The sequence below is a fragment of the Arthrobacter sp. Bi26 genome, assembly GCF_918697925.1.
Lineage (GTDB): Bacteria > Actinomycetota > Actinomycetes > Actinomycetales > Micrococcaceae > Arthrobacter.
Genome location: NZ_CAKKMF010000056.1, coordinates 16,293 through 34,775 on the forward strand (window position 1 = coordinate 16,293; position 18,483 = coordinate 34,775).

17 protein-coding genes are annotated in these 18,483 nt (G+C 67.1%); 2 read left to right on the forward strand and 15 right to left on the reverse strand.

Annotated features, from left to right (window positions below):
* Positions 1-78: 78 nt before the first annotated feature.
* A complete protein-coding gene (ppgK, locus tag LQV16_RS15090) occupies positions 79-882 on the forward strand; it encodes a polyphosphate--glucose phosphotransferase (protein WP_229994717.1) in 804 nt (267 codons plus the stop codon).
* 205 nt (positions 883-1,087) lie between these two features.
* On the opposite strand, the gene nrdR is transcribed toward ppgK, so the two are convergent.
* The 3 genes from nrdR to LQV16_RS15105 form a co-directional block, all read right to left on the reverse strand.
* Complete coding sequence (gene nrdR / locus LQV16_RS15095; RefSeq protein WP_229994718.1) at positions 1,088-1,591, reverse strand: transcriptional regulator NrdR; 504 nt, start codon at positions 1,589-1,591, stop codon at positions 1,088-1,090.
* A 147-nt stretch (positions 1,592-1,738) separates the two neighbouring features.
* Entirely contained in the window at positions 1,739-3,124 is a 1,386-nt protein-coding gene (gene hisD, locus LQV16_RS15100) for a histidinol dehydrogenase (protein ID WP_229994719.1), read from the reverse strand.
* 43 nt (positions 3,125-3,167) lie between these two features.
* Complete coding sequence (locus tag LQV16_RS15105) at positions 3,168-3,731, reverse strand: hypothetical protein (RefSeq protein ID WP_229994720.1); 564 nt, start codon at positions 3,729-3,731, stop codon at positions 3,168-3,170.
* A gap of 195 nt (positions 3,732-3,926) precedes the next feature.
* Here LQV16_RS15105 and LQV16_RS15110 point away from each other — a divergent pair, with 195 nt between their 5' ends.
* A complete protein-coding gene (locus LQV16_RS15110) occupies positions 3,927-4,385 on the forward strand; it encodes a flavin reductase family protein (RefSeq protein ID WP_018772361.1) in 459 nt (152 codons plus the stop codon).
* A 105-nt stretch (positions 4,386-4,490) separates the two neighbouring features.
* Here the strand turns inward: LQV16_RS15110 and dnaE are convergent, their stop codons facing one another.
* The 12 genes from dnaE to murG form a co-directional block, all read right to left on the reverse strand.
* Positions 4,491-8,048: a DNA polymerase III subunit alpha gene (gene dnaE / locus LQV16_RS15115; protein ID WP_229994721.1), complete on the reverse strand. Its 3,558-nt coding sequence runs from the start codon at positions 8,046-8,048 to the stop codon at positions 4,491-4,493.
* A 144-nt stretch (positions 8,049-8,192) separates the two neighbouring features.
* Positions 8,193-9,155 (reverse strand): RluA family pseudouridine synthase, encoded by a 963-nt coding sequence (locus tag LQV16_RS15120; RefSeq protein ID WP_229994722.1) that lies wholly within the window; start codon positions 9,153-9,155, stop codon positions 8,193-8,195.
* Positions 9,148-9,726: a signal peptidase II gene (lspA, locus tag LQV16_RS15125; protein ID WP_229994723.1), complete on the reverse strand. Its 579-nt coding sequence runs from the start codon at positions 9,724-9,726 to the stop codon at positions 9,148-9,150. The genes LQV16_RS15120 and lspA overlap by 8 nt, the downstream gene beginning before the upstream one ends.
* A gap of 151 nt (positions 9,727-9,877) precedes the next feature.
* Complete coding sequence (locus tag LQV16_RS15130; RefSeq protein ID WP_229994724.1) at positions 9,878-10,576, reverse strand: DivIVA domain-containing protein; 699 nt, start codon at positions 10,574-10,576, stop codon at positions 9,878-9,880.
* A gap of 161 nt (positions 10,577-10,737) precedes the next feature.
* Entirely contained in the window at positions 10,738-11,046 is a 309-nt protein-coding gene (locus tag LQV16_RS15135) for a YggT family protein (RefSeq protein WP_229994725.1), read from the reverse strand.
* Positions 11,047-11,183: 137 nt separating this feature from the next.
* The gene (gene sepF, locus LQV16_RS15140) at positions 11,184-11,714 is read right to left on the reverse strand and encodes a cell division protein SepF (protein WP_026266243.1); all 531 of its coding nucleotides are present in this window, start codon (positions 11,712-11,714) and stop codon (positions 11,184-11,186) included.
* Between the two features lie 88 nt (positions 11,715-11,802).
* Complete coding sequence (locus LQV16_RS15145; RefSeq protein WP_229994726.1) at positions 11,803-12,600, reverse strand: YggS family pyridoxal phosphate-dependent enzyme; 798 nt, start codon at positions 12,598-12,600, stop codon at positions 11,803-11,805.
* Positions 12,593-13,372: a polyphenol oxidase family protein gene (locus tag LQV16_RS15150; RefSeq protein ID WP_229994727.1), complete on the reverse strand. Its 780-nt coding sequence runs from the start codon at positions 13,370-13,372 to the stop codon at positions 12,593-12,595. The genes LQV16_RS15145 and LQV16_RS15150 overlap by 8 nt, the downstream gene beginning before the upstream one ends.
* A gap of 114 nt (positions 13,373-13,486) precedes the next feature.
* On the reverse strand, positions 13,487-14,704 hold the full coding sequence (gene ftsZ / locus LQV16_RS15155) for a cell division protein FtsZ (protein WP_229994728.1): 1,218 nt from the start codon (positions 14,702-14,704) through the stop codon (positions 13,487-13,489).
* Between the two features lie 308 nt (positions 14,705-15,012).
* Complete coding sequence (locus LQV16_RS15160; RefSeq protein WP_229994729.1) at positions 15,013-15,912, reverse strand: FtsQ-type POTRA domain-containing protein; 900 nt, start codon at positions 15,910-15,912, stop codon at positions 15,013-15,015.
* Complete coding sequence (murC, locus tag LQV16_RS15165) at positions 15,905-17,305, reverse strand: UDP-N-acetylmuramate--L-alanine ligase (RefSeq protein ID WP_229994730.1); 1,401 nt, start codon at positions 17,303-17,305, stop codon at positions 15,905-15,907. Before murC ends, LQV16_RS15160 begins: the two co-directional genes overlap by 8 nt.
* Positions 17,306-17,309: 4 nt before the next feature.
* Positions 17,310-18,434, reverse strand: coding sequence for an undecaprenyldiphospho-muramoylpentapeptide beta-N-acetylglucosaminyltransferase (gene murG / locus LQV16_RS15170; RefSeq protein ID WP_229994731.1), 1,125 nt, complete (start codon positions 18,432-18,434; stop codon positions 17,310-17,312).
* Positions 18,435-18,483: the final 49 nt, after the last annotated feature.

Sequence of the window (18,483 nt, forward strand, 5' to 3'; positions counted from 1 at the left end):
TTTCCCCGAACATCCCGCTCTGCACCAGCCGGCCCTGTCCGGTCCCTACCGCCCGCCCCTGCCACGAACGGAACGAATTTGGCCAAGAAGGACGAGAAGTCGAAGAAGAACGCCCCTCTGATCGGCATTGACATCGGCGGGACCGGTATCAAGGGCGGGATCGTGGACCTCAAGAAGGGGAAGCTGATCGGCGACCGCGTGCGCTTCCCCACGCCACAGCCCTCCACCCCCGAGTCCGTGGCCGAAGTCGTCGCGCAGGTTGTCGCCGAGCTCACGGCACGTGCCGGCGCCCCCGACGCCAGCAGCCCCGTGGGTGTCACCTTCCCCGGCATCATTCAGCACGGCGTGGTCCACTCGGCCGCGAACGTGGACAAGTCCTGGCTGGAAGCCGACATCGATGCCATGCTCACGGCACGTCTGGGCCGCCCCGTAGAGGTCATCAACGACGCCGACGCCGCCGGCCTCGCCGAGGCCCGCTTCGGTGCCGGCGAGGGGATCGCCGGCACCGTCCTGGTGATCACCCTTGGCACCGGCATCGGTTCCGCCTTCATCTTCGACGGCAAGCTGGTTCCCAACGCCGAACTTGGCCACCTGGAGATCGACGGCTTCGACGCCGAGACCAAAGCCTCGGCCGTGGCCCGTGAGCGCGAGGGCCTCAGCTGGGAACAGTACAGCGTGCTGCTGCAGCGCTACTTCTCCCACGTGGAGTTCCTGTTCTCCCCCGAACTCTTCATCGTGGGTGGCGGCATCTCCAAGCGCGCCGACGAGTACCTGCCGCGCATGAAGCTGCGCACTCCGATCGTCCCGGCCGAACTGAAGAATGACGCCGGGATCGTGGGCGCGGCCATCGAGATCGCGCTGAAGCACAAACTGGCCAAATAAAGGCCATTGAGCTGTAAAAGCCAATTGAGCTATCACTCCGGGTCGTTCTGAACGCTGGGAACGCCCCGGAGTGATAGCTCAATATTTTTGGTGGAGCCGGTGGTGGCAGCGGCTTCCCCTCCGCTGCCACCACCGGAGTCTGTGGTGTGGATCCTAGGACACAGTCACTAAGACACGAGAATCAAAAACTACGACGGAACTGAATCTACGACGGCGCTTGGAGCGGACGTTTGTCCGGGCTCTTGCCGTCCCGGCCCTTGGTCTCCGCCTCGTGGCGAAGCAGGGAAATCGCCGATTCGAAGTCCTCCAGCGATTCGAAGGCCTGGTAGACGCTGGCGAACCGCAGGTAGGCGACCTCGTCGAGACGCTGCAGCGGCTCCAGGATCGCCAGCCCGACTTCGTGGGCATCGATTTCGGCGGCGCCGGAGCCCCGGATCGCCTCCTCGACTTCCTGCGCCAGCAGGGCGAGATCGTCCTCCGTGACCGGACGGCCCTGGCAGGCCTTGCGGACGCCGTTGATGACTTTGCTGCGGCTGAATGGCTCACCGACGCCGGAGCGCTTGATGACGGTCAGGCTGGTGGTCTCCACCGTGGTGAACCGTCGGCCGCATTCGGGGCACTGACGGCGGCGCCGGATGGCGGAACCGTCGTCGGCGATCCGGCTGTCCACGACGCGCGAATCAGGGTTTCGGCAGAACGGGCAATACATGTCGGTTCCTCCCCTGTCGCAATCCGCGGCGTCAATGCTGTTTCAATGCTGTATCAGTGCAGTCGGCGCTGCCCTGTGTCCCCAGTTTACGACTACATGTAGCTGAATAACAAGCCTGTAATTACTACATGTAGTGGTCTGTGCCTGCTACCGGGCGGCGAACCGCACCGTGACGGCCTCGCCGTGCGCGGGCAGGTCCTCCGCGCCGGAGAGGCTGACGATGTGGCCGCTGACCTGCTCCAACGCGGACCGGGTGTAGTTGATGACCTGGATGGCGCGCAGGAACGTTGTCACGTTCAGTCCCGAGGAGAAAGCCGCCGTGCCGCTGGTGGGCAGCACGTGGTTGGAGCCTGCGCAGTAGTCGCCCAGGCTCACCGGGCTGTAGTCGCCCACGAAGATCGCGCCGGCGCTGCGGATCCGACTGGCCACCCGGGCAGCATCGGCGGTCATGATTTCAAGGTGTTCCGCGGCGTACGCGTCGCAGGCGGCGATGCCCTGCGCCAGGTCCTCGACCAGGACCACGCCGGACTGCGGACCGGAGAGTGCCTCGCGGACGCGGCTGGAGTGCTTGGTGGCTGCGGCCTGCCGCTCAAGCTCCACGCGGACGTCGGCGGCGAGGGCCTCTGAATCGGTGAAGAGAACCGATGCCGCCTTGGGATCGTGTTCTGCCTGGCTGATGAGGTCCGCGGCCACGAGGGCGGGACTGGCGGTGGAGTCCGCGAGGATCGCAATCTCCGTGGTGCCGGCCTCGGAATCGATCCCCACGACCCCCTTGACCAGGCGCTTGGCAGTTGCCACGAAGATGTTGCCCGGACCGGTCACGACATCCACGGGGTCGATCCCGGGGAGGTTGCCGCCGCCGGACGCGTCGGCCGGGATGCCGTAGGCGAAGGCGGCGATGGCCTGCGCCCCGCCGATCGCGTAGACCTCCTCGATGCCCAGCAGGCAGGCCGCCGCCAGGATTGTGGGGTGCGGGAGGCCGCCGAAGTCCTTTTGCGGCGGCGATGCCAGGGCAATCGATTCGACGCCGGCGGCCAGGGCCGGGACCACGTTCATGATCACCGAGGACGGGTAGACCGCCAGGCCGCCGGGGACGTACAGCCCCACACGCGCCACCGGAACCCAGTTCTGGCTCACGACGGCGCCAACGCCCAGTTCGACGTCGATGTTCGCCGGGCGCTGGGCGTCGGCGAAGGCGCGGGCCCGCTTGATGGATTCCTCGAGTGCCGCGCGTACGGCGGGGTCCAGGCCCTCAAGGGCCGCACGCAGCGCCTCGGCCGGGACGCGGGGATGCGCCTGCTCGACGCCGTCGAAGGCAAGGGCCAGCTCCCGGAGTGCGCCGAAGCCGCGCGTGCGGACAGCGGCGATGATGTCCAGGACCTTGCCCTCGGCGTCCGCCATGGTGCCGGACTGTGCCCGGGGCACGGCAGCGCGGAGTCCGGCGAGGGACAGTTGCGCACCGCGCACGTCCACCGTGCGGAAGTTGAGGGCGGCGGTCATCGGGGTCACGGGGCTGTCAGGAGTTAGGCTCACCCGATCATTTTACGTGCCCTGCCCCGGCGCGCCGGCACTGGCGTCAGCGGCGGGCTTTGCCGCCGGAGCCCGGGAAGAGGCTGTTCAGGAAGATGGCCAGGGCGATCGCCGCGGGCCAGATGGCGAGGACCGCATAGGAGCGCAGTGAGAAGGCGACGCTGGCGCTGGCGGAGGTATCCGCCGGCGCTCCCCACCACTGGGCGCTGAGCACGCCGGTTCCCCACGCGATGAGCGCACCTGCGGCGCCGGCCAGGACCACCAGGATGACGGTTCCGGGGCCGGGCTGGTGGTGCTTGGTGCCGGCGACGAACGACCCGGCGATGCACCCTGCGAGCAGGCACAGCCCTGCCAGCACCAGGTCCCTGGGCAGCCAGGTTGCGGTGTTGGTGCCGGCGGCGAGGTCCGGGTCTCCCGTCAGGAGATTCAGGCCCGACGGCGCCAGCAGCCACCAGAGCAACCCCACCGGGACACCGGCGGCCGCGATGACCGCGGCCTTGCGCCACGGGTTTCCGCCGGGTCCGCCCTGCTGCTCGGGAGACGCGGGCCGGAGCGGCTGCGCGGGCTCCCCGGCGTGGTGGACGGGGCCGTCTACTGCGGGCTGTGTCATGCAACAAACCGTAACAAGGATTCCGCCGGCGCATGACGAAGCCCGGCAGCACATGACGGCGGAAGTAATCAAAATGCCATACTCGATTCCCTGCGGAATACGCTGGCAGAGTAGGAAGTATGACACGCACGTGCAGCAGGGAGTTGGATCGCAGTGGCCACAGATGAAGGAGTTTTCGAGGGGACGTTCAAGGAAATGTTCCGTCGGCACGCGGCGGGCGTGGCCATCATCACGGCCAACCACAACGGCGTACCGTTCGGATTCACGGCAACCTCCGTGGCCTCGCTGTCCGCCAAGCCGCCGCGCTTCACGTTCAACATGGCCAGGACCTCCAGCTCGTGGCCGGCTGTGGCGAACACAACCTACATTGGCGTGCACATGCTCGGGCTGGAAAACCAGGAGCTCGCCGACCGCTTCGCCCGGGCCGGCAACCGGTTCGACGGCGACCACTGGGAGCTCGGACCCCATGAGGTGCCCGTGCTCAAGGGAGTCAGCGGCTGGCTGATCGGCAAGGTCCAGATGCGGCTCTCCTTTGAGAACAACGCCGTTGTGGTGGTCGAGGTGGTGGAGGGCCAGGTCGGCGACGACGGCGTTCCCCTGCTCTACCACTCCGGGGCGTACAGCCAGCCGGTTCCGCTCGACTACGAGATCTAGGGACCGCTGGCCGGCACTGGTGACCGGGCTAGTCGCCGGCGCTAGTGACCGGGGCTAGCGCCGGCACCGGTGACCGGGGCTAGCGGCATGCGTTAGTGACTGCGGCTAGTTATCCAGGCACGTCGGGCCCAGCAGCACCTTCAAATCGCCGAACAGCGACGGGCTCGGGTTGACGCGCAAATGCACCGGCAGGCCCATGACCTCCACCCGAGTGTCGCCCTGCAGGTGCAGCCGGACCTCGGAGTTTCCGCGGTGGGTGCGCAGCACGTCGCCCAGCTCAGTGACCACGGCCTCGGTGGCCTTGTGCGTGGCCATGGTGATCACTACGGGCCCGTTCTGGCTGTCGCTGAGGTCCGGCACGGAAAGTTCCATGCAGTTCAAGGTGACGGCGCCGTCGTCGCGCCGTTGCAGGCGGCCCTTGACCACCACAATCAGGTCCTCCGCGAGCACCGAGGCGATGGGGCCGTAGACCTGGCCGAAGAACATGACCTCCATGGAACCGGCGAGGTCCTCGATTTCGGCGCGGGCGTAGGCGTTGCCGCTCGCCTTGGCGATCCTTCGGCTGAGCGAGGTGATCATTCCCGCGATGGTCACGATCGAGCCGTCCGGCGGGCCGTCTTCGGCGATGATCGAGGTGATTGACCGGTCCGCGTGCTGGCTCAGGAGCCCTTCCAAACCTTGCAGCGGGTGGTCGGAGACGTAGAGGCCCAGCATGTCGCGCTCGAACGCCAGCTTGTCCTTTTTCTCCCATTCCGGCAGGTCCGGGACTTCCGTGCTGAGCGACGCCTCGGGCTCCTGGTCCTCAAAGCCGGCGAAGAGGTCGAACTGGCCAATCGCCTCGTTGCGCTTGAGCGTGATGACGGAGTCGATCGCCTCTTCATGGATCATGGCCAGGGCCCGGCGGTGGTGTCCCAGCGAGTCGAAGGCACCGGCCTTGATCAGCGATTCGATGGTCCGCTTGTTGCAGACCACCGCGGGGACCTTCATGAGGTAGTCCTTGAAGGACGTGTAGGCGCCTTCTTTTTCGCGCGCCACCACCATGGCTTCGACGGCGTTCACGCCGACATTGCGGATGGCGCCCATGCCGAAGCGGATGTCAGTACCAACAGGGGTGAAGTTGAGGGCTGACTCATTGACGTCGGGCGGCAGCACGGTGATGCCCATCCGCCGGCATTCGTTGAGGTAGATGGCCGATTTGTCCTTATCGTCCCCCACCGAAGTCAGCAGGGCCGCCATATACTCCGGCGCGTAGTGCGCCTTCAGGTACGCCGTCCAGTAGGAGATCACGCCGTACGCGGCCGAGTGGGCCTTGTTGAAGGCGTAGTCGGAGAACGGCAGCAGGATGTCCCAGAGGGTCTTGACCGCGGCCATGGAATAGCCGTTGTCCTGCATGCCCTGGGAGAAGCCGGCGAACTGCTTGTCCAGCTCGGACTTCTTCTTCTTGCCCATGGCGCGGCGCAGGATATCCGCCTGGCCCAGGGTATAGCCCGCGAGCTTCTGCGCCACGGCCATAACCTGCTCCTGGTACACGATCAGCCCGTAGGTCCCGCCGAGGATTTCGGACAGCGGTTCCTCCAGCTCCGGGTGGATCGGGATGACCTCTTGGATCTTGTTCTTGCGCAGGGCGTAGTCGGTGTGCGCGTTGGCGCCCATGGGTCCGGGCCGGTAGAGGGCCAGCACGGCGGAGATGTCTTCGAAGTTGTCAGGCTTCATCAGCTTGAGCAGGGAGCGCATGGGTCCGCCGTCGAGCTGGAAAACGCCCAGCGTGTCTCCCCGGGCCAGCAGCTCGTAGGACGCCGTGTCATCCAGCTCAAGGGTTTCGAGGTCGAGGTCGATGCCCCGGTTCATTTTGATGTTTTCCAGGGCATCGGAAATGATCGTCAGGTTTCGCAGCCCGAGGAAGTCCATCTTGATCAGGCCGAGGCCTTCGGAGGTCGGATAGTCGAACTGGGTGATGACCTGGCCGTCCTGGAAGCGGCGCATGATCGGAATCACGTCGATGATGGGGTCCGAGGACATGATGACACCGGCGGCGTGCACGCCCCATTGCCGCTTCAGGCCCTCAATGCCCAGTGCCGTCTCGAAGACCTTGGCGGCCTCCGGGTCAGTGCTGATCAGCTGGCGGAAGTCCCCCGCCTCGCTGTAGCGCTTGGACTGGGAGTTCTGAATGTCGGCCAGCGGAATGTCCTTGGCCATCACGGCCGGCGGCAGCGCCTTGGTCAGCTGCTCGCCCATGCTGAACGGATAGCCCAGCACGCGCGAGGAGTCCTTGAGGGCCTGCTTGGTCTTGATGGTGCCGTAGGTGACGATCATCGCCACACGTTCGTCACCGTACTTGCGCGTGACGTAATCGATCACTTCGGACCGGCGCCGGTCATCGAAGTCGACGTCGAAGTCAGGCATCGAGACGCGGTCCGGGTTGAGGAAGCGTTCGAAGATCAGGCCGTGGTGCAGCGGGTCAAGGTCGGTGATGCGCATGGCGTACGCCACCATGGAGCCGGCACCGGAGCCGCGCCCGGGACCGACCCGGATGCCGTTGTTCTTGGCCCAGTTGATGAAGTCGGCCACCACGAGGAAGTAGCCCGGGAAGCCCATGGAGGTGATGACTTCCAGCTCATAGTCGGCCTGCTTGCGGACCTTGTCCGGGATGCCCTTGGGATAGCGGTACTGAAGTCCCTTATCGACTTCCTTGACCAGCCAGGACGTTTCGTCCTCCCCTTCCGGGCAGGGGAACCGCGGCATGTAGTTGGCGCCGGTGTTGAACGAGACTTCGCAGCGCTCGGCGATCAGGAGCGTGTTGTCGCACGCCTCCGGGTGGTCGCGGAACAGCTCCCGCATTTCCTGCGGTGACTTCAGGTAGTAGCCGCTGCCGGAGAAGGCAAAGCGCGAACCGCCGTTGTCGTAGGTCGGCTCCAGGAGCGTGGAACCGGACTGGATGGCCAGCAGGGCCTCATGCGCCTTCGCGTCGTGCTCGTGCGTGTAGTGCAGGTCGTTGGTGGCCACCAGCGGCAGGTTCAGGTCCTTGGCCAGGCGCAGCAGGTCACCGGTGACGCGCCGCTCGATGTCCAGGCCGTGGTCCATGAGCTCGCAGAAGTAGTTCTCCGCACCAAAGATGTCGCGGAACTCGGCCGCGGCCTCAAGCGCTTCGCGGTACTGGCCCAGGCGCAGCCGGGTCTGGACTTCACCGGACGGGCAGCCGGTGGTGGCGATGAGCCCTTCCGAGTACGTGTTCAGCAGCTCACGGTCCAGCCGGGGCCATTTGCCGAAGACCGAATCCAGTGAGGCGATCGAGGAAGCCCGGAAGAGGTTCCGCATGCCCACGTTGTTGTAGCTGAGCAGGGTCATGTGCGTGTAGGAGCCACCGCCGGAAATGTCATCCTTGCGCTGGTGCTCCTCGCCCCACCGCACACGGGTCTTGTCCGTGCGTGCGGTCCCGGGAGTCACATAGGCTTCGACGCCGATGATGGGCCTGATGCCCTGGTCGGTTGCCCGCTTCCAGAAGTCGAAGGCGCCGAACAGGTAGCCGTGGTCCGTCGTGGCGAGGGCCGGCATGCCGAGCCGCTCGGTTTCGTCGAACAGCTCACCGAGCCGGGCGGCACCGTCCAGCATCGAGTACTCGGTGTGGTTGTGGAGATGGACAAACGAGTCGTTGCTGGAAGTCACCGCACCATTCTAGTGCCGTGCCACGACGGCGGCGTGCAACCACGACGGCCGGAACGGAACCTGCCGGACAGGCCGGCGGGATCCGCCGCGGAAACTAAGAGCAAACTGGGACCGGAGTGGATCCGGCCGCCCGCGCCGGACAGCTCAGGCGTTCCCGGATTCCAGGACCTCGAGCGCATACTTCAGGTCCTGCGGGTACTCGCTGCTGACGGTAACCCGCTCCCCCGTCCGCGGGTGGTCGAAGGAGAGTTCCCGGGCGTGCAGCCACTGCCTGGTCAGTCCGAGGTTGGCGGCCAGCCGCGGGTCCGCGCCGTAGGTGAGGTCACCGGCGCAGGGGTGCCGCAGGGCCGCGAAGTGCACACGGATCTGGTGGGTGCGGCCCGTTTCGAGGTGCACCTCCACGAGCGAGGCCTTCCCGAAGGCTTCCAGGACCTCGTAGTGCGTCACTGAATCACGGCCGTCCTCGATCACGGCGAAGCGCCAGTCATGGCCCGGGTGGCGGCCAATGGGCGCGTCGATGGTTCCCGCCAGCGGGTCGGGAAGGCCCTGGACGACGGCGTGGTAAACCTTGTCCACGGTGCGTTCCTTGAAGGCCCGCTTGAGCACGGTGTAGGCGTTTTCGGTCTTGGCGACCACCATGACGCCGGAGGTCCCGACGTCGAGCCGGTGGACGATGCCCGCGCGCTCGGGGGCGCCCGACGTCGAGATCCGGTAGCCGAGACCGGCGAGGCCACCGACCACCGTGGGTCCCACCCAGCCGGGCGAGGGATGGGCTGCCACACCCACCGGCTTGTCGATGACAACAAACTCGTCATCGTCCAGCAGGATCAACAGGTCGTCCACTACTTCCTCCACGATTTCCAGGGGGTCCCTGCGGTCCGGCACGACGACGTCGAGCACGGTGCCGGGGGTGAGCTTGAGCGACTTCCCAACCCGCTTGGCATCGCTGGAGACGTTGCCCTCCGCGATCAGGGCGGCCGCCTGGGACCGGGAGATGTCCATCAGCCTGGCCAGGCCTGCGTCCACGCGGGAACCGGCCAGGTCCTCCGGGACGGTGAACCGCAAGGGCCCCGCGGCTGTCGCGTTATCCGGGGTGTTCTCAGACATCCTTGGCCACCGTATCCTTCGTGTGGCGCGAGCCGTCCAGGGAGATCCCGCGGAAGGTGAGCAGGCAGATAATCACGACGGCGGAAACCACGGCCGAGTCGGCGATGTTGAAGATCGCAAAGTTTGGCAGCTGGATGAAATCCACCACGTGGCCCATTGCGAACGAGGGCTCGCGGAACAGCCGGTCCGTCAGGTTGCCGAGTGCGCCGCCCAGCAGCAGTCCCAGCGCCAACGCCCACCAGAGCGAGCCGAGCTTGCGCAGCTGCAGCAGGATTGCGACAGACACGGCCGCCATGATGATCGTGAACACCCACGTGACGTTCTCGCCGATCGAAAACGCCGCCCCGGAGTTGCGGATGTAGAACCAGTGCAGCAGCGGTGGAAAAACGGCGATCCGCTCGCCCTCAGTCATGGTGCTCGTTACCCAGAGCTTGGTCAGCTGGTCGAACACATAGGCGAACACCGCGAAGGCAGCGAACAGGACAAACAGCTTGGCCCGGCGCGGCCGGGCCTGCACGGGCTGTGCCGCGTCGACAGGCTGAATGGCGTCTGGTGATGGTGCGTCAGTCATAGGGCTTTCGTTCGGGAGCCAGTGCGGAGACCGGGGGCCGGGTACCCGGCAAGCGCCGTGCACCGGACCGGTGGCGGCACGTTGCGGAAAAATGAAAAGCCGGCGGCCGAGGAAACCTCAGCCACCGACTTTCAGAATACTTGGCTTTTGCCTAGCTGTTGGCCTCGACCTCAGGGGCCGCAACGGAGCCACGGGCATCGAGGTCACGGAGCTGGCCCTCAATGTAGGCCTTCAGGCGTGAGCGGTAGTCACGCTCGAAGCCGCGAAGCTGCTCGACCTTGCGTTCGAGCACGGAGCGCTGCTGCTCGAGGGCACCAAGGATCTTGCGGGACTTTTCCTGCGCATCGTTGACAAGGCTGCTGGCCTCGATCTGGGCTTCAGCGATGATCTTGTCCCGCTGCTGCTCGCCGTCGGCGACGTGCTTGTCGTGCATCTGCTGCGCCATGGCCAGCAGGCCGGCGGCGGACTCGGAAGCCGGGGTGGCAGCGTTACGTGCCGGTTGGACTGCCTGGGCTGCCTTGGCAGCCTGCTCGGCTTCCTTCTTCTTGGCAGCTTCAGCGGCTGCTGCCTTTGCCTTGGCCTCGGCCTCGGCCTTGGCGGTGTCTTCCTTCTCGGCCTTGACGGGCGCCGGGACCTTCTCCACCACGGGTGCGGCGGCTGCGGAGCTGGCAGGCGTGCCGGCGCCGGATTCGGCGAGCTTCTTGCGGAGCTCGTCGTTCTCCTGGTTCAGGCGCCGAAGTTCGACGACGATCTCGTCCAGGAAGTCATCAACCTCGTCCTGGTCGTAGCCTTCGCGGAACTTGGTCGGCTGAAAGCGCTTGTTGACAACGTCTTCTGGCGTCAAAGCCATCTGGTCACCTCGTTGGTCTAGTTAGTCAGTAGGCCTTCCGGCCGTCAAAACTACGGTACCTAAATATGGTCTGGTTCCTCTAATTCAACACCGCAGTGTCAAACCGGAGTTTCTTTCGGTTGGGCCTCGGCCCGGGCAAGTCCCCTGCTCGGCCCGGTGGCTCATGCTGCGACAGGCTGGGCGTACACCAGGCCCTTGACGATCCACATCGCCACGCTGACGGCCACGAACAGCAGCAGGAAGCCAATGTCCAGCGATATTCCGCCCAGCCGCAGCGGCGGGATGAGCCGGCGGAGCAGCTTGAGGGGCTTGTCCGTGACCGAATACACAGCATGGGCGGCCACGAGTGCCAAACCGCGCGGCCGCCAGCTTCGGGCGAACATCTGCACCCAGTCGTAGACCAGGCGGATGATCAACGCCACAAAAAATAGCAACAGCGCGATATAGACGAGCCCGAAAACAAATCCCATGAGCTAACTCATATCTCCATGTTCATTCCGGATACCGCAGTGTCCTAAGGAAAGTGTCACTTCTATTTCAACACGGATAATTCCGCAGGGATGCCAGGCAGGTGTCCCCGCCTGGCATCCGTACCGAATATTCGGGCCTAGCTCTGGTTGAAGAAACTTGCCTGCGTCTCGCTGACCTTCTTGTCATCGCCAATGACTTCGATGTACGACGGCGAGAGCAGGAAGACCTTGTTCGTCACCCGTTCGATGCTGCCGCGGAGGCCGAAAACCAGTCCGGCGGAGAAGTCCACGAGGCGCTTGGCGTCGGCCTCCCCCATGTCGGTGACGTTCATGATGACGGGGATGCCGTCGCGGAAGCTTTCGCCGATGAGTTTGGCGTCGTTGTACGACCGCGGGTGGATGGTAGTGATTTGCCGGAGTCCGGTGGTCTCTTCGCGGCTCGATGCCGCACGCTTGATGGGTGTCACAGGTGCGCGATATTCCTCTTCAGCGGCGTGAGGCTCTTCCCGGGGGACCTCGCGGACGGGCGCCGGCGCACGTCGTTCCTCGCGGTCCTGCTCCATGGATTCGTCCTCATCCTTGTGCGGTGTGGGGTGCTCAGACTCGTAGTGTTCGTCGCCGTCGGCGAGCCCAAGATAGATCATTGTCTTGCGCAGAGCGCCAGCCATGGTCGACTCCTAATCTTGTCCGTAAGCGGGCCGCTTAATGACTAGATAGCCTTGGAATCCCCGCCATTACCTTCCAATACGTTCGAACTTACCGCAGGGCCGGACGCGGACCGAGAATATCGGAGCCAATGCGCAGGTGTGTCGCCCCAAAGCGGACGGCCTCTTCGAGGTCCTGGCTCATTCCGGCGGATATTCCCGTGGCGTCCGGAAATTGTTCTCTCAGCCGCCCGGAAATGCGTGCCAGATTTTCGAAGGCGGCCGCCGGATCCGCCCCGAGCGGGGCGACGGCCATGACGCCCGCGAGCCTTAGCCCGGCAGCACCGGCCAGCTGCTCGGCCAGTGCCGGGACCTCGTCGGGGGCTGCGCCGCCGCGGTGCGCCCCGGAGGCCTCGTCCAGGCTGACCTGGATGAAGCAGTCCAGGGGCGGGCGCCCGGTGCGTTCACTTTCGGCTGCCATCGCCTTGGCGAGTGCGGAAGCCAGGGCTTCCCGGTCCACGGAGTGCACGGACGCGGCGTACTTCACCACGGACTTGGCCTTCTTGCTTTGGAGCTGGCCGATGAAGTGCCAGCTCAGGCCGAGGTCTTCGAGCTGCGCCGCCTTTTCCGCGGCCTCCTGGTCCCGGTTTTCGCCGACGTCGGTGACGCCCAGCGACGCCAGCCGCCGGACGTCCTGCGCCGGATGGAACTTGGTGACGACGATCAGGCGTGGTGGCGTCGCCGTGCGGCCGGCGGCGGTAACGGCGGCGTCGATCCTGCGGCGGACGGCCGAGAGGTTCGCGTCCAGCTGGGCAAGCCGCGGGCCCTCCAGCGCGTCCTGCCGGCTCTCCCCCGGCACGTTGACCGGCCTGTACGTGTTTGTGTCCGGTACGTCCACCGGCTCAGTCATGGCCATGCGCCCTGTTCCCGTCCGTCCCGTGCGTCCCGTCAGTCCCGTCCGTCCATGCCAGCCCGGCGAAGCGGCCGGTGTGGCTGTTGCGGCGGTAGGAGAACAGGGTGTTGTCCTCGAGGGTGCAGCCCCCGGAGTATTCGATCGCGACGCCCGCTGCTTCCAGCTGGCTCCTGACACCTGCCGGCAGGTCCAGGCCGGGGGTGCCGGTGGACGTGGTGCACCAGGTGGCAGGCACGGTGGCGGCAACGTCCGCGCGCAGCGATTCGGGGACCTCATAGCAGCGGCCGCAGACCGAGGGCCCCACCCAGGCGCTGATGCGGTCCGCGCCGAGCTCCCGCAGGCGGGCCACAGCGGCCGGCACCACCTCGGCGGCAACGCCGGGCCGTCCGGCATGGACGACCCCGAGGACGGGTGCCCCAGCAGCGTCCTCGCCGACCAGTACCACCGGCACACAGTCCGCCACCAGGACGGCCAGCGGCTCGGTCAGGGAGACCATGGCATCGGCCGTGGGGGCTGCCGGAACCTGGCCCGCGGCGTCCGCTGCCGCCGGTGCGGCCGTGGAGCCAACGATCGTGGCGACGTCATTGCCGTGGACCTGGTTCATGTACCGGAAGGATCGCCCACCTAGCCCGGCGGCCGCTTCGAGCTCCGCGCGCCGGCGGCGGACCGCCGCGGGGTCGTCGCCAACATGCAGTGCCAGGTTCCCGGCTCCGGCGTCGGTGAAGGCCACCCACACGCCCGGCCGGACTTCAGCCCGCCAGCAAAACAATCACAACACCGCCATCGACATGTCCGGAATACCTACGTTCATACAATCCACCGTAACCCGCCGCAAAGCAGCATGGCACCGCCGGGCGGCGGTGCCATGCTGAAGCAGAACGATTTACTTGAGGAAGTCCGGGACATCCAGGTCATCGGAGTGCCGGCCGGACAGGTCCGGCTCCACGACGGCCGGCAGGTCGACGTCGAAGCCCGAGTCAGCCGGTATGGCTGAGGGACGCTGCTGGCCCCAGCCGCCGTAGCCGGAGGCGCCGACAGTGGCGTGCAGCGGCTGCACCGGGGCGGAGGCGGGTGCCTGCGCCGGAGCGGGGGCGGCGGACGCGGGCCGCTGCGGCGCGGCCGGCAGGGACTGGTCCATGGACGGCGAGGTGGCCTTCACGTCGTCGAAGCCGGCTGCGATGACGGTGACGCGTGCCTCGTCGCCGAGGGCGTCGTCGATCACGGCGCCGAAGATGATGTTGGCCTCCGGGTGGGCGACTTCCTGGACCAGGCGGGCAGCCTCGTTGATTTCGAACAGGCCAAGGTCCGAGCCGCCCTGGATGGAGAGCAGGACACCGTGGGCGCCGTCGATCGATGCCTCCAGCAGCGGCGAGGCGATGGCCAGTTCCGCGGCCTTGACGGCACGGTCTTCGCCGCGGGCAGAACCAATGCCCATCAGCGCGGAACCGGCACCCTGCATGACGGACTTGACGTCGGCGAAGTCGAGGTTGATCAGGCCGGGGGTCGTGATGAGGTCCGTGATGCCCTGGACGCCGGAGAGCAGCACCTGGTCGGCGGAGCGGAACGCATCCAGGACCGAGACGTTGCGGTCGCTGATGGAGAGCAGACGGTCGTTCGGGATCACGATCAGGGTGTCGACTTCATCGCGCAGTGCGTCGATGCCGGCCTCGGCGGAGCCGGCCCGGCGGCGGCCCTCGAAGGTGAAGGGACGCGTCACGACGCCGATGGTCAGGGCGCCAAGGGAACGGGCGATCCGGGCGACGACGGGGGCGCCTCCTGTACCGGTTCCGCCGCCTTCGCCGGCGGTGACGAAGACCATGTCCGCGCCCCGGATGACCTCTTCGATTTCATCGGCGTGGTCCTCCGCGGCCTGCCGGCCAACCTCAGGGTTCGCGCCAGCACCGAGACCACGGGTCAGCTCACGCCCGACGTCGAGTTTGACGTCGGCATCGCTCATCAACAATGCCTGGGCATCGGTGTTGATGGCGATGAATTCGACGCCGCGAAGACCGACCTCGATCATGCGGTTGACTGCGTTCACGCCACCGCCGCCGATGCCGACGACCTTGATGACGGCCAAGTAATTCTGCGGAGCTGCCACGTTACGTGTCCCTTGTTCGTGTACTAATGCGAAATCTGGTCGAGTCCTGCTTGAAGCTTTGAACCTTAACCTTCGACTTGAAGGTTATAGTTATGTCAAGTAACTCATGTCTGTGACGGTATTTCCTATGCCGGGGACATTCAATAACCGGCGCCGCGTGTCGCGGTAATACCGGGTAAATAGCCCCTGTATGTACTCCCGCGGGCGGCTGGACGTCCCGCGCACGCCCCTCGGCGTGTGCGCGGGCGCATCCGTGTGCCTGCCGGCGCAACGTCCGGAGTCCCGGAGCGCGGCGGAAGTGGCCGCAGCTACCGGGTGACAGGGTGCCGGGGCACGCTGACATCGTAGACCTTGACGGGGTTCTTCGGATCGGCCGGGACCTTCAGGAGGGCCGAAAGGACCCGCGCCTTCAGCTCCTTCTCCCCCGCGTTGCCCCAGACAATTGTCTGCCCGTCGACGAGTTTGAGTTCGACGGCGTCGGCGGAGGCGGCGGAGGCGTTGGAGAGCCGCGCCAGCACATCCGCCGGCAGTGCCCCCAGCACCGCAGTGATGGCCTGGAACAGGTCCTTCGGCAGCGTCCCGCTGCCGCCGTCGATCACCGGGAGCGATACCGTGGCGGCATCCGCGGTGGTGCTGAGCTGGACGCCGTCGACGTCCACCAGCTGGAATGTCTTGCCCTGCTTGACCAGGGCCACGGGAATGCGCTCGGTGACGTGAACCTGCAAGGTGGCGGGCGGCAGCGCCTTTACGGTGACATCCTTGACCTGGACCAGCGGCTTGAGCAGGGCCGTGACCTCCTCCTCGCTGATCTGCGGCAGTGGCTTGCCCTGGAGCGGCGCGAGGGCGGCCTGAACCTGATCCGGGTTCAGCATCTTCGTGCCCTCCACCGTGACCGTCCGCAGGGCGAGCACAGGCGAGTACACGGCGGCTGCGACGATCCCCGCCATCAGCACGGCCACGATGCCGATGGTACTGAGCACGATGCGCCGGCGGCGTTTGCCCTTGGGCTCGGGGAAGGAGAGCACATTGCCGGGCTCTTTGCCCGATGTGCCCTGCGGGTTCCGCGGGTTCTGTGCGTTGCCGCCGGCCGTGTCCTCGGCGTTCTTGGCCGCCGAAATGACATCCGTGCCCGCTCCGCCGGGCGGCCGGGCGCCGGTTCCGGAAGCGTTGGATCCGCCCCGGTAGGTGGGGCGCCTGGTGCTAGGCACCGGCGGCCTCGACCGTGAGGGCGTCGACAATCAGCGGTCCATAGGCCGTGACGTCGCCGGCGCCGGCTGTCAGGACGATGTCCCCGGGTCCGGCGTCCGCCAGCAGGGCCTGCACAGCCTCCCCGCCCGGTCCCACGAGGCGGCCGCCGGAGCCCAGGTGCTCGGCGATCAGCCCGCTGGTGACGCCGGGAATGGGATCTTCGCGGGCAGGATAGATGTCCAGGACCAGGGCCGTGTCCGCCGTGTTGAGGGCTTCGGCGAACTCGCGCGCAAACTCGCGGGTCCGGGAAAACAGGTGGGGCTGGAAGAGTACGTGCACCTTGTGCTCCCCGGCGACGGCCCGTGCCGCGGACAGGGCGGCCCGGACTTCCGTGGGGTGGTGGGCATAGTCGTCGTAGACGCGGACGCCCCGCCCTTCCCCCTTGAATTCGAAACGGCGCGAGGCACCGGAGAAGTGGGCCAGTGCCGCAGCCGCGGTCTCCGGCGCGACGCCGAGTTCGACCGCCACGGCGAAGGCGGCGGCAGCGTTGAGCGCGTTGTGCCGGCCCGGAACCTGGAGTTCGACGCCGAAGGTGCCGGCCGCTGTCGAGATCCCCATCCGCCCCGGTTCGGCGTCGTGCAGCCGGATGGCGGCGTCGGCCGCCGTCCCGTACAGGACCACGCGGGTGTTGCCGCGGGCCAGGGTGCGCTCGGCGAGGGCCCTGGCCCCGGGGTCGTCCGCGCAGGCCACCATGACGCCGTCCGCCGGGAGCAGGGCCGTGAAGCTGTCGAAGGAGGCGTAGACGGCCTCGGCGGTGCCGTAGAAGTCCAGGTGATCCGGCTCGACGTTGGTCACCACGGCGATCGTGGGGCGGTAGTTCAGGAAGGAGCCGTCCGACTCGTCGGCCTCCGCGACGAAGATTCCCGAGGTGCCGTGGGCCGCGTTGACGCCGAGCGCCGGGACGTTGGCGCCGATGGCGAACGACGGGTCCAGTCCGGCGCCCTGCAGCAGCACCGTGATCATGGAGGTCGTGGTGGACTTGCCGTGCGTTCCGGCCACTGCCACCACGGTGTCGTCCGCCATGGTGGCGGCCAGCGCCTCGGAGCGGTGCAGCACCGGGAGCCCGGCGGCGCGGGCCGCTGCGAGCTCGGGGTTGTCGGGCCGGATCGCAGAGCCGGCGACCACCGTCTGGGCGTCGCCGAGGTTCCCGGGACCGTAGCCGACGGCGATCCGGGCCCCGGCGGCTGCCAGATCCGCCATGACGGGCAGCGCCTTGGCGTCGGAGCCGCTCACCGGGATGCCGCGCGCCACCATGATGCGGGCAACGGCGGACATGCCGACGCCGCCGATGCCGATGAAGTGGACGCGGCCGAGGGATGCCAGGGAACGGGTTCCGTGCTGGGGCTGGGTCATTGCTTTACTGCTTCCTGCCGTGCTGGTTTGTGGACGCGACTTCGAGGATGAGATCGGCCATGCGCCGGTCCGCGTTCCGGATCCCGAGCTGTTCGGAGCTGGCGGCCATCCGGGCCAGCTTGTCCGTGTCCAGCAGCAGGGGAATGATGTTCTCGCGGATCCAGTCAGCGGAGAAGGCCTTGTCGTCGACGATCAGGGCGCCGCCTGCCGCGACCAGGCCCGCCGCGTTCAGCGCCTGCTCGCCGTTGCCAATGGGCAGGGGGACGAAGACGGCGGGGACGCCCACCGCGGCCACCTCGCAGACCGTGGCGGCTCCGGCACGGGCCAGCAGCAGGTCAGCCGCGGCGTAAACAGTTTCCATGCCGTCCACGTATTCCACCTGCCGGTAGCCCGGCGCGGCGAGCGGCTTGCCGTCGGCGTCGTGCACGGACTTGCCGCGACCGGTGATGTGCAGGGTCTGCACGCCGGCGTCGGCGAGGGCTCCGACGGCCGCGGCGAGGGACCGGTTGATGCTCTGGGCGCCCGAGGAGCCGCCCGTGACGATCAGCGTCGGTTTGTCCGCGTCCAGTCCGAGCGCCTGCCGCGCCCCGGCCTGGGCGGCAGCGCGGTCGAGGCCGGAGATCTCGGGGCGCATGGGCATGCCCACGTGCCGCGCGCGGCCCAGTTTGGTCGCGGCGAAGGCGACGGCCACGTGGGCGCCGAGGCGTGCGCCGACCCGGTTTGCCAGGCCGGGGCGGGTGTTGGCCTCGTGGACCACGATCGGGATCTTCCGGCGCCGGGCCGCGAGGTACATCGGCGTGCACACATAGCCGCCGACTCCCACCAGGACGTCGGCGGCTGCCTCATCAAGGATGGAGCCCGCTTGCTTCACGGCACCGGCCATCCGCCCGGGAAGCCGGAGCAGGTCCGTGGAAGGCTTGCGCGGGAGCGGGACCCGGCTGATGGTGGCGAGGTCCAGCCCGGCGGCCGGTACCAGCCGCTCTTCCATCCCTCCTGGAGTCCCGACAGCCAGGAGCTGCACTCCGGGGCGGGACTGCCGGAGGGCGCCGGCAATGGCCAGCAGCGGGCTGATATGACCGGCGGTTCCGCCGCCGGCGAGGACCACGGACAAGGGCGACTCGGTGTTCATGAAGGGCTGTTTACGCTTTCGTACGGTTCTTGGAGGCGGGGTTCTTGCT

What these genes read in the sequence shown, in the direction of transcription:
- sepF (WP_026266243.1), bottom strand. Translation starts at nt 11,714, where the DNA reads ATGGCTGGCGCTCTGCGCAAGACAATGATCTATCTTGGGCTCGCCGAC.
- LQV16_RS15110 (WP_018772361.1), top strand. Translation starts at nt 3,927, where the DNA reads ATGTTCCGTCGGCACGCGGCGGGCGTGGCCATCATCACGGCCAACCAC.
- LQV16_RS15105 (WP_229994720.1), bottom strand. Translation starts at nt 3,731, where the DNA reads ATGACACAGCCCGCAGTAGACGGCCCCGTCCACCACGCCGGGGAGCCC.
- LQV16_RS15130 (WP_229994724.1), bottom strand. Translation starts at nt 10,576, where the DNA reads ATGGCTTTGACGCCAGAAGACGTTGTCAACAAGCGCTTTCAGCCGACC.
- murC (WP_229994730.1), bottom strand. Translation starts at nt 17,305, where the DNA reads ATGACCCAGCCCCAGCACGGAACCCGTTCCCTGGCATCCCTCGGCCGC.
- LQV16_RS15145 (WP_229994726.1), bottom strand. Translation starts at nt 12,600, where the DNA reads ATGACTGAGCCGGTGGACGTACCGGACACAAACACGTACAGGCCGGTC.
- LQV16_RS15120 (WP_229994722.1), bottom strand. Translation starts at nt 9,155, where the DNA reads ATGTCTGAGAACACCCCGGATAACGCGACAGCCGCGGGGCCCTTGCGG.
- nrdR (WP_229994718.1), bottom strand. Translation starts at nt 1,591, where the DNA reads ATGTATTGCCCGTTCTGCCGAAACCCTGATTCGCGCGTCGTGGACAGC.
- lspA (WP_229994723.1), bottom strand. Translation starts at nt 9,726, where the DNA reads ATGACTGACGCACCATCACCAGACGCCATTCAGCCTGTCGACGCGGCA.
- LQV16_RS15135 (WP_229994725.1), bottom strand. Translation starts at nt 11,046, where the DNA reads ATGGGATTTGTTTTCGGGCTCGTCTATATCGCGCTGTTGCTATTTTTT.
- murG (WP_229994731.1), bottom strand. Translation starts at nt 18,434, where the DNA reads ATGAACACCGAGTCGCCCTTGTCCGTGGTCCTCGCCGGCGGCGGAACC.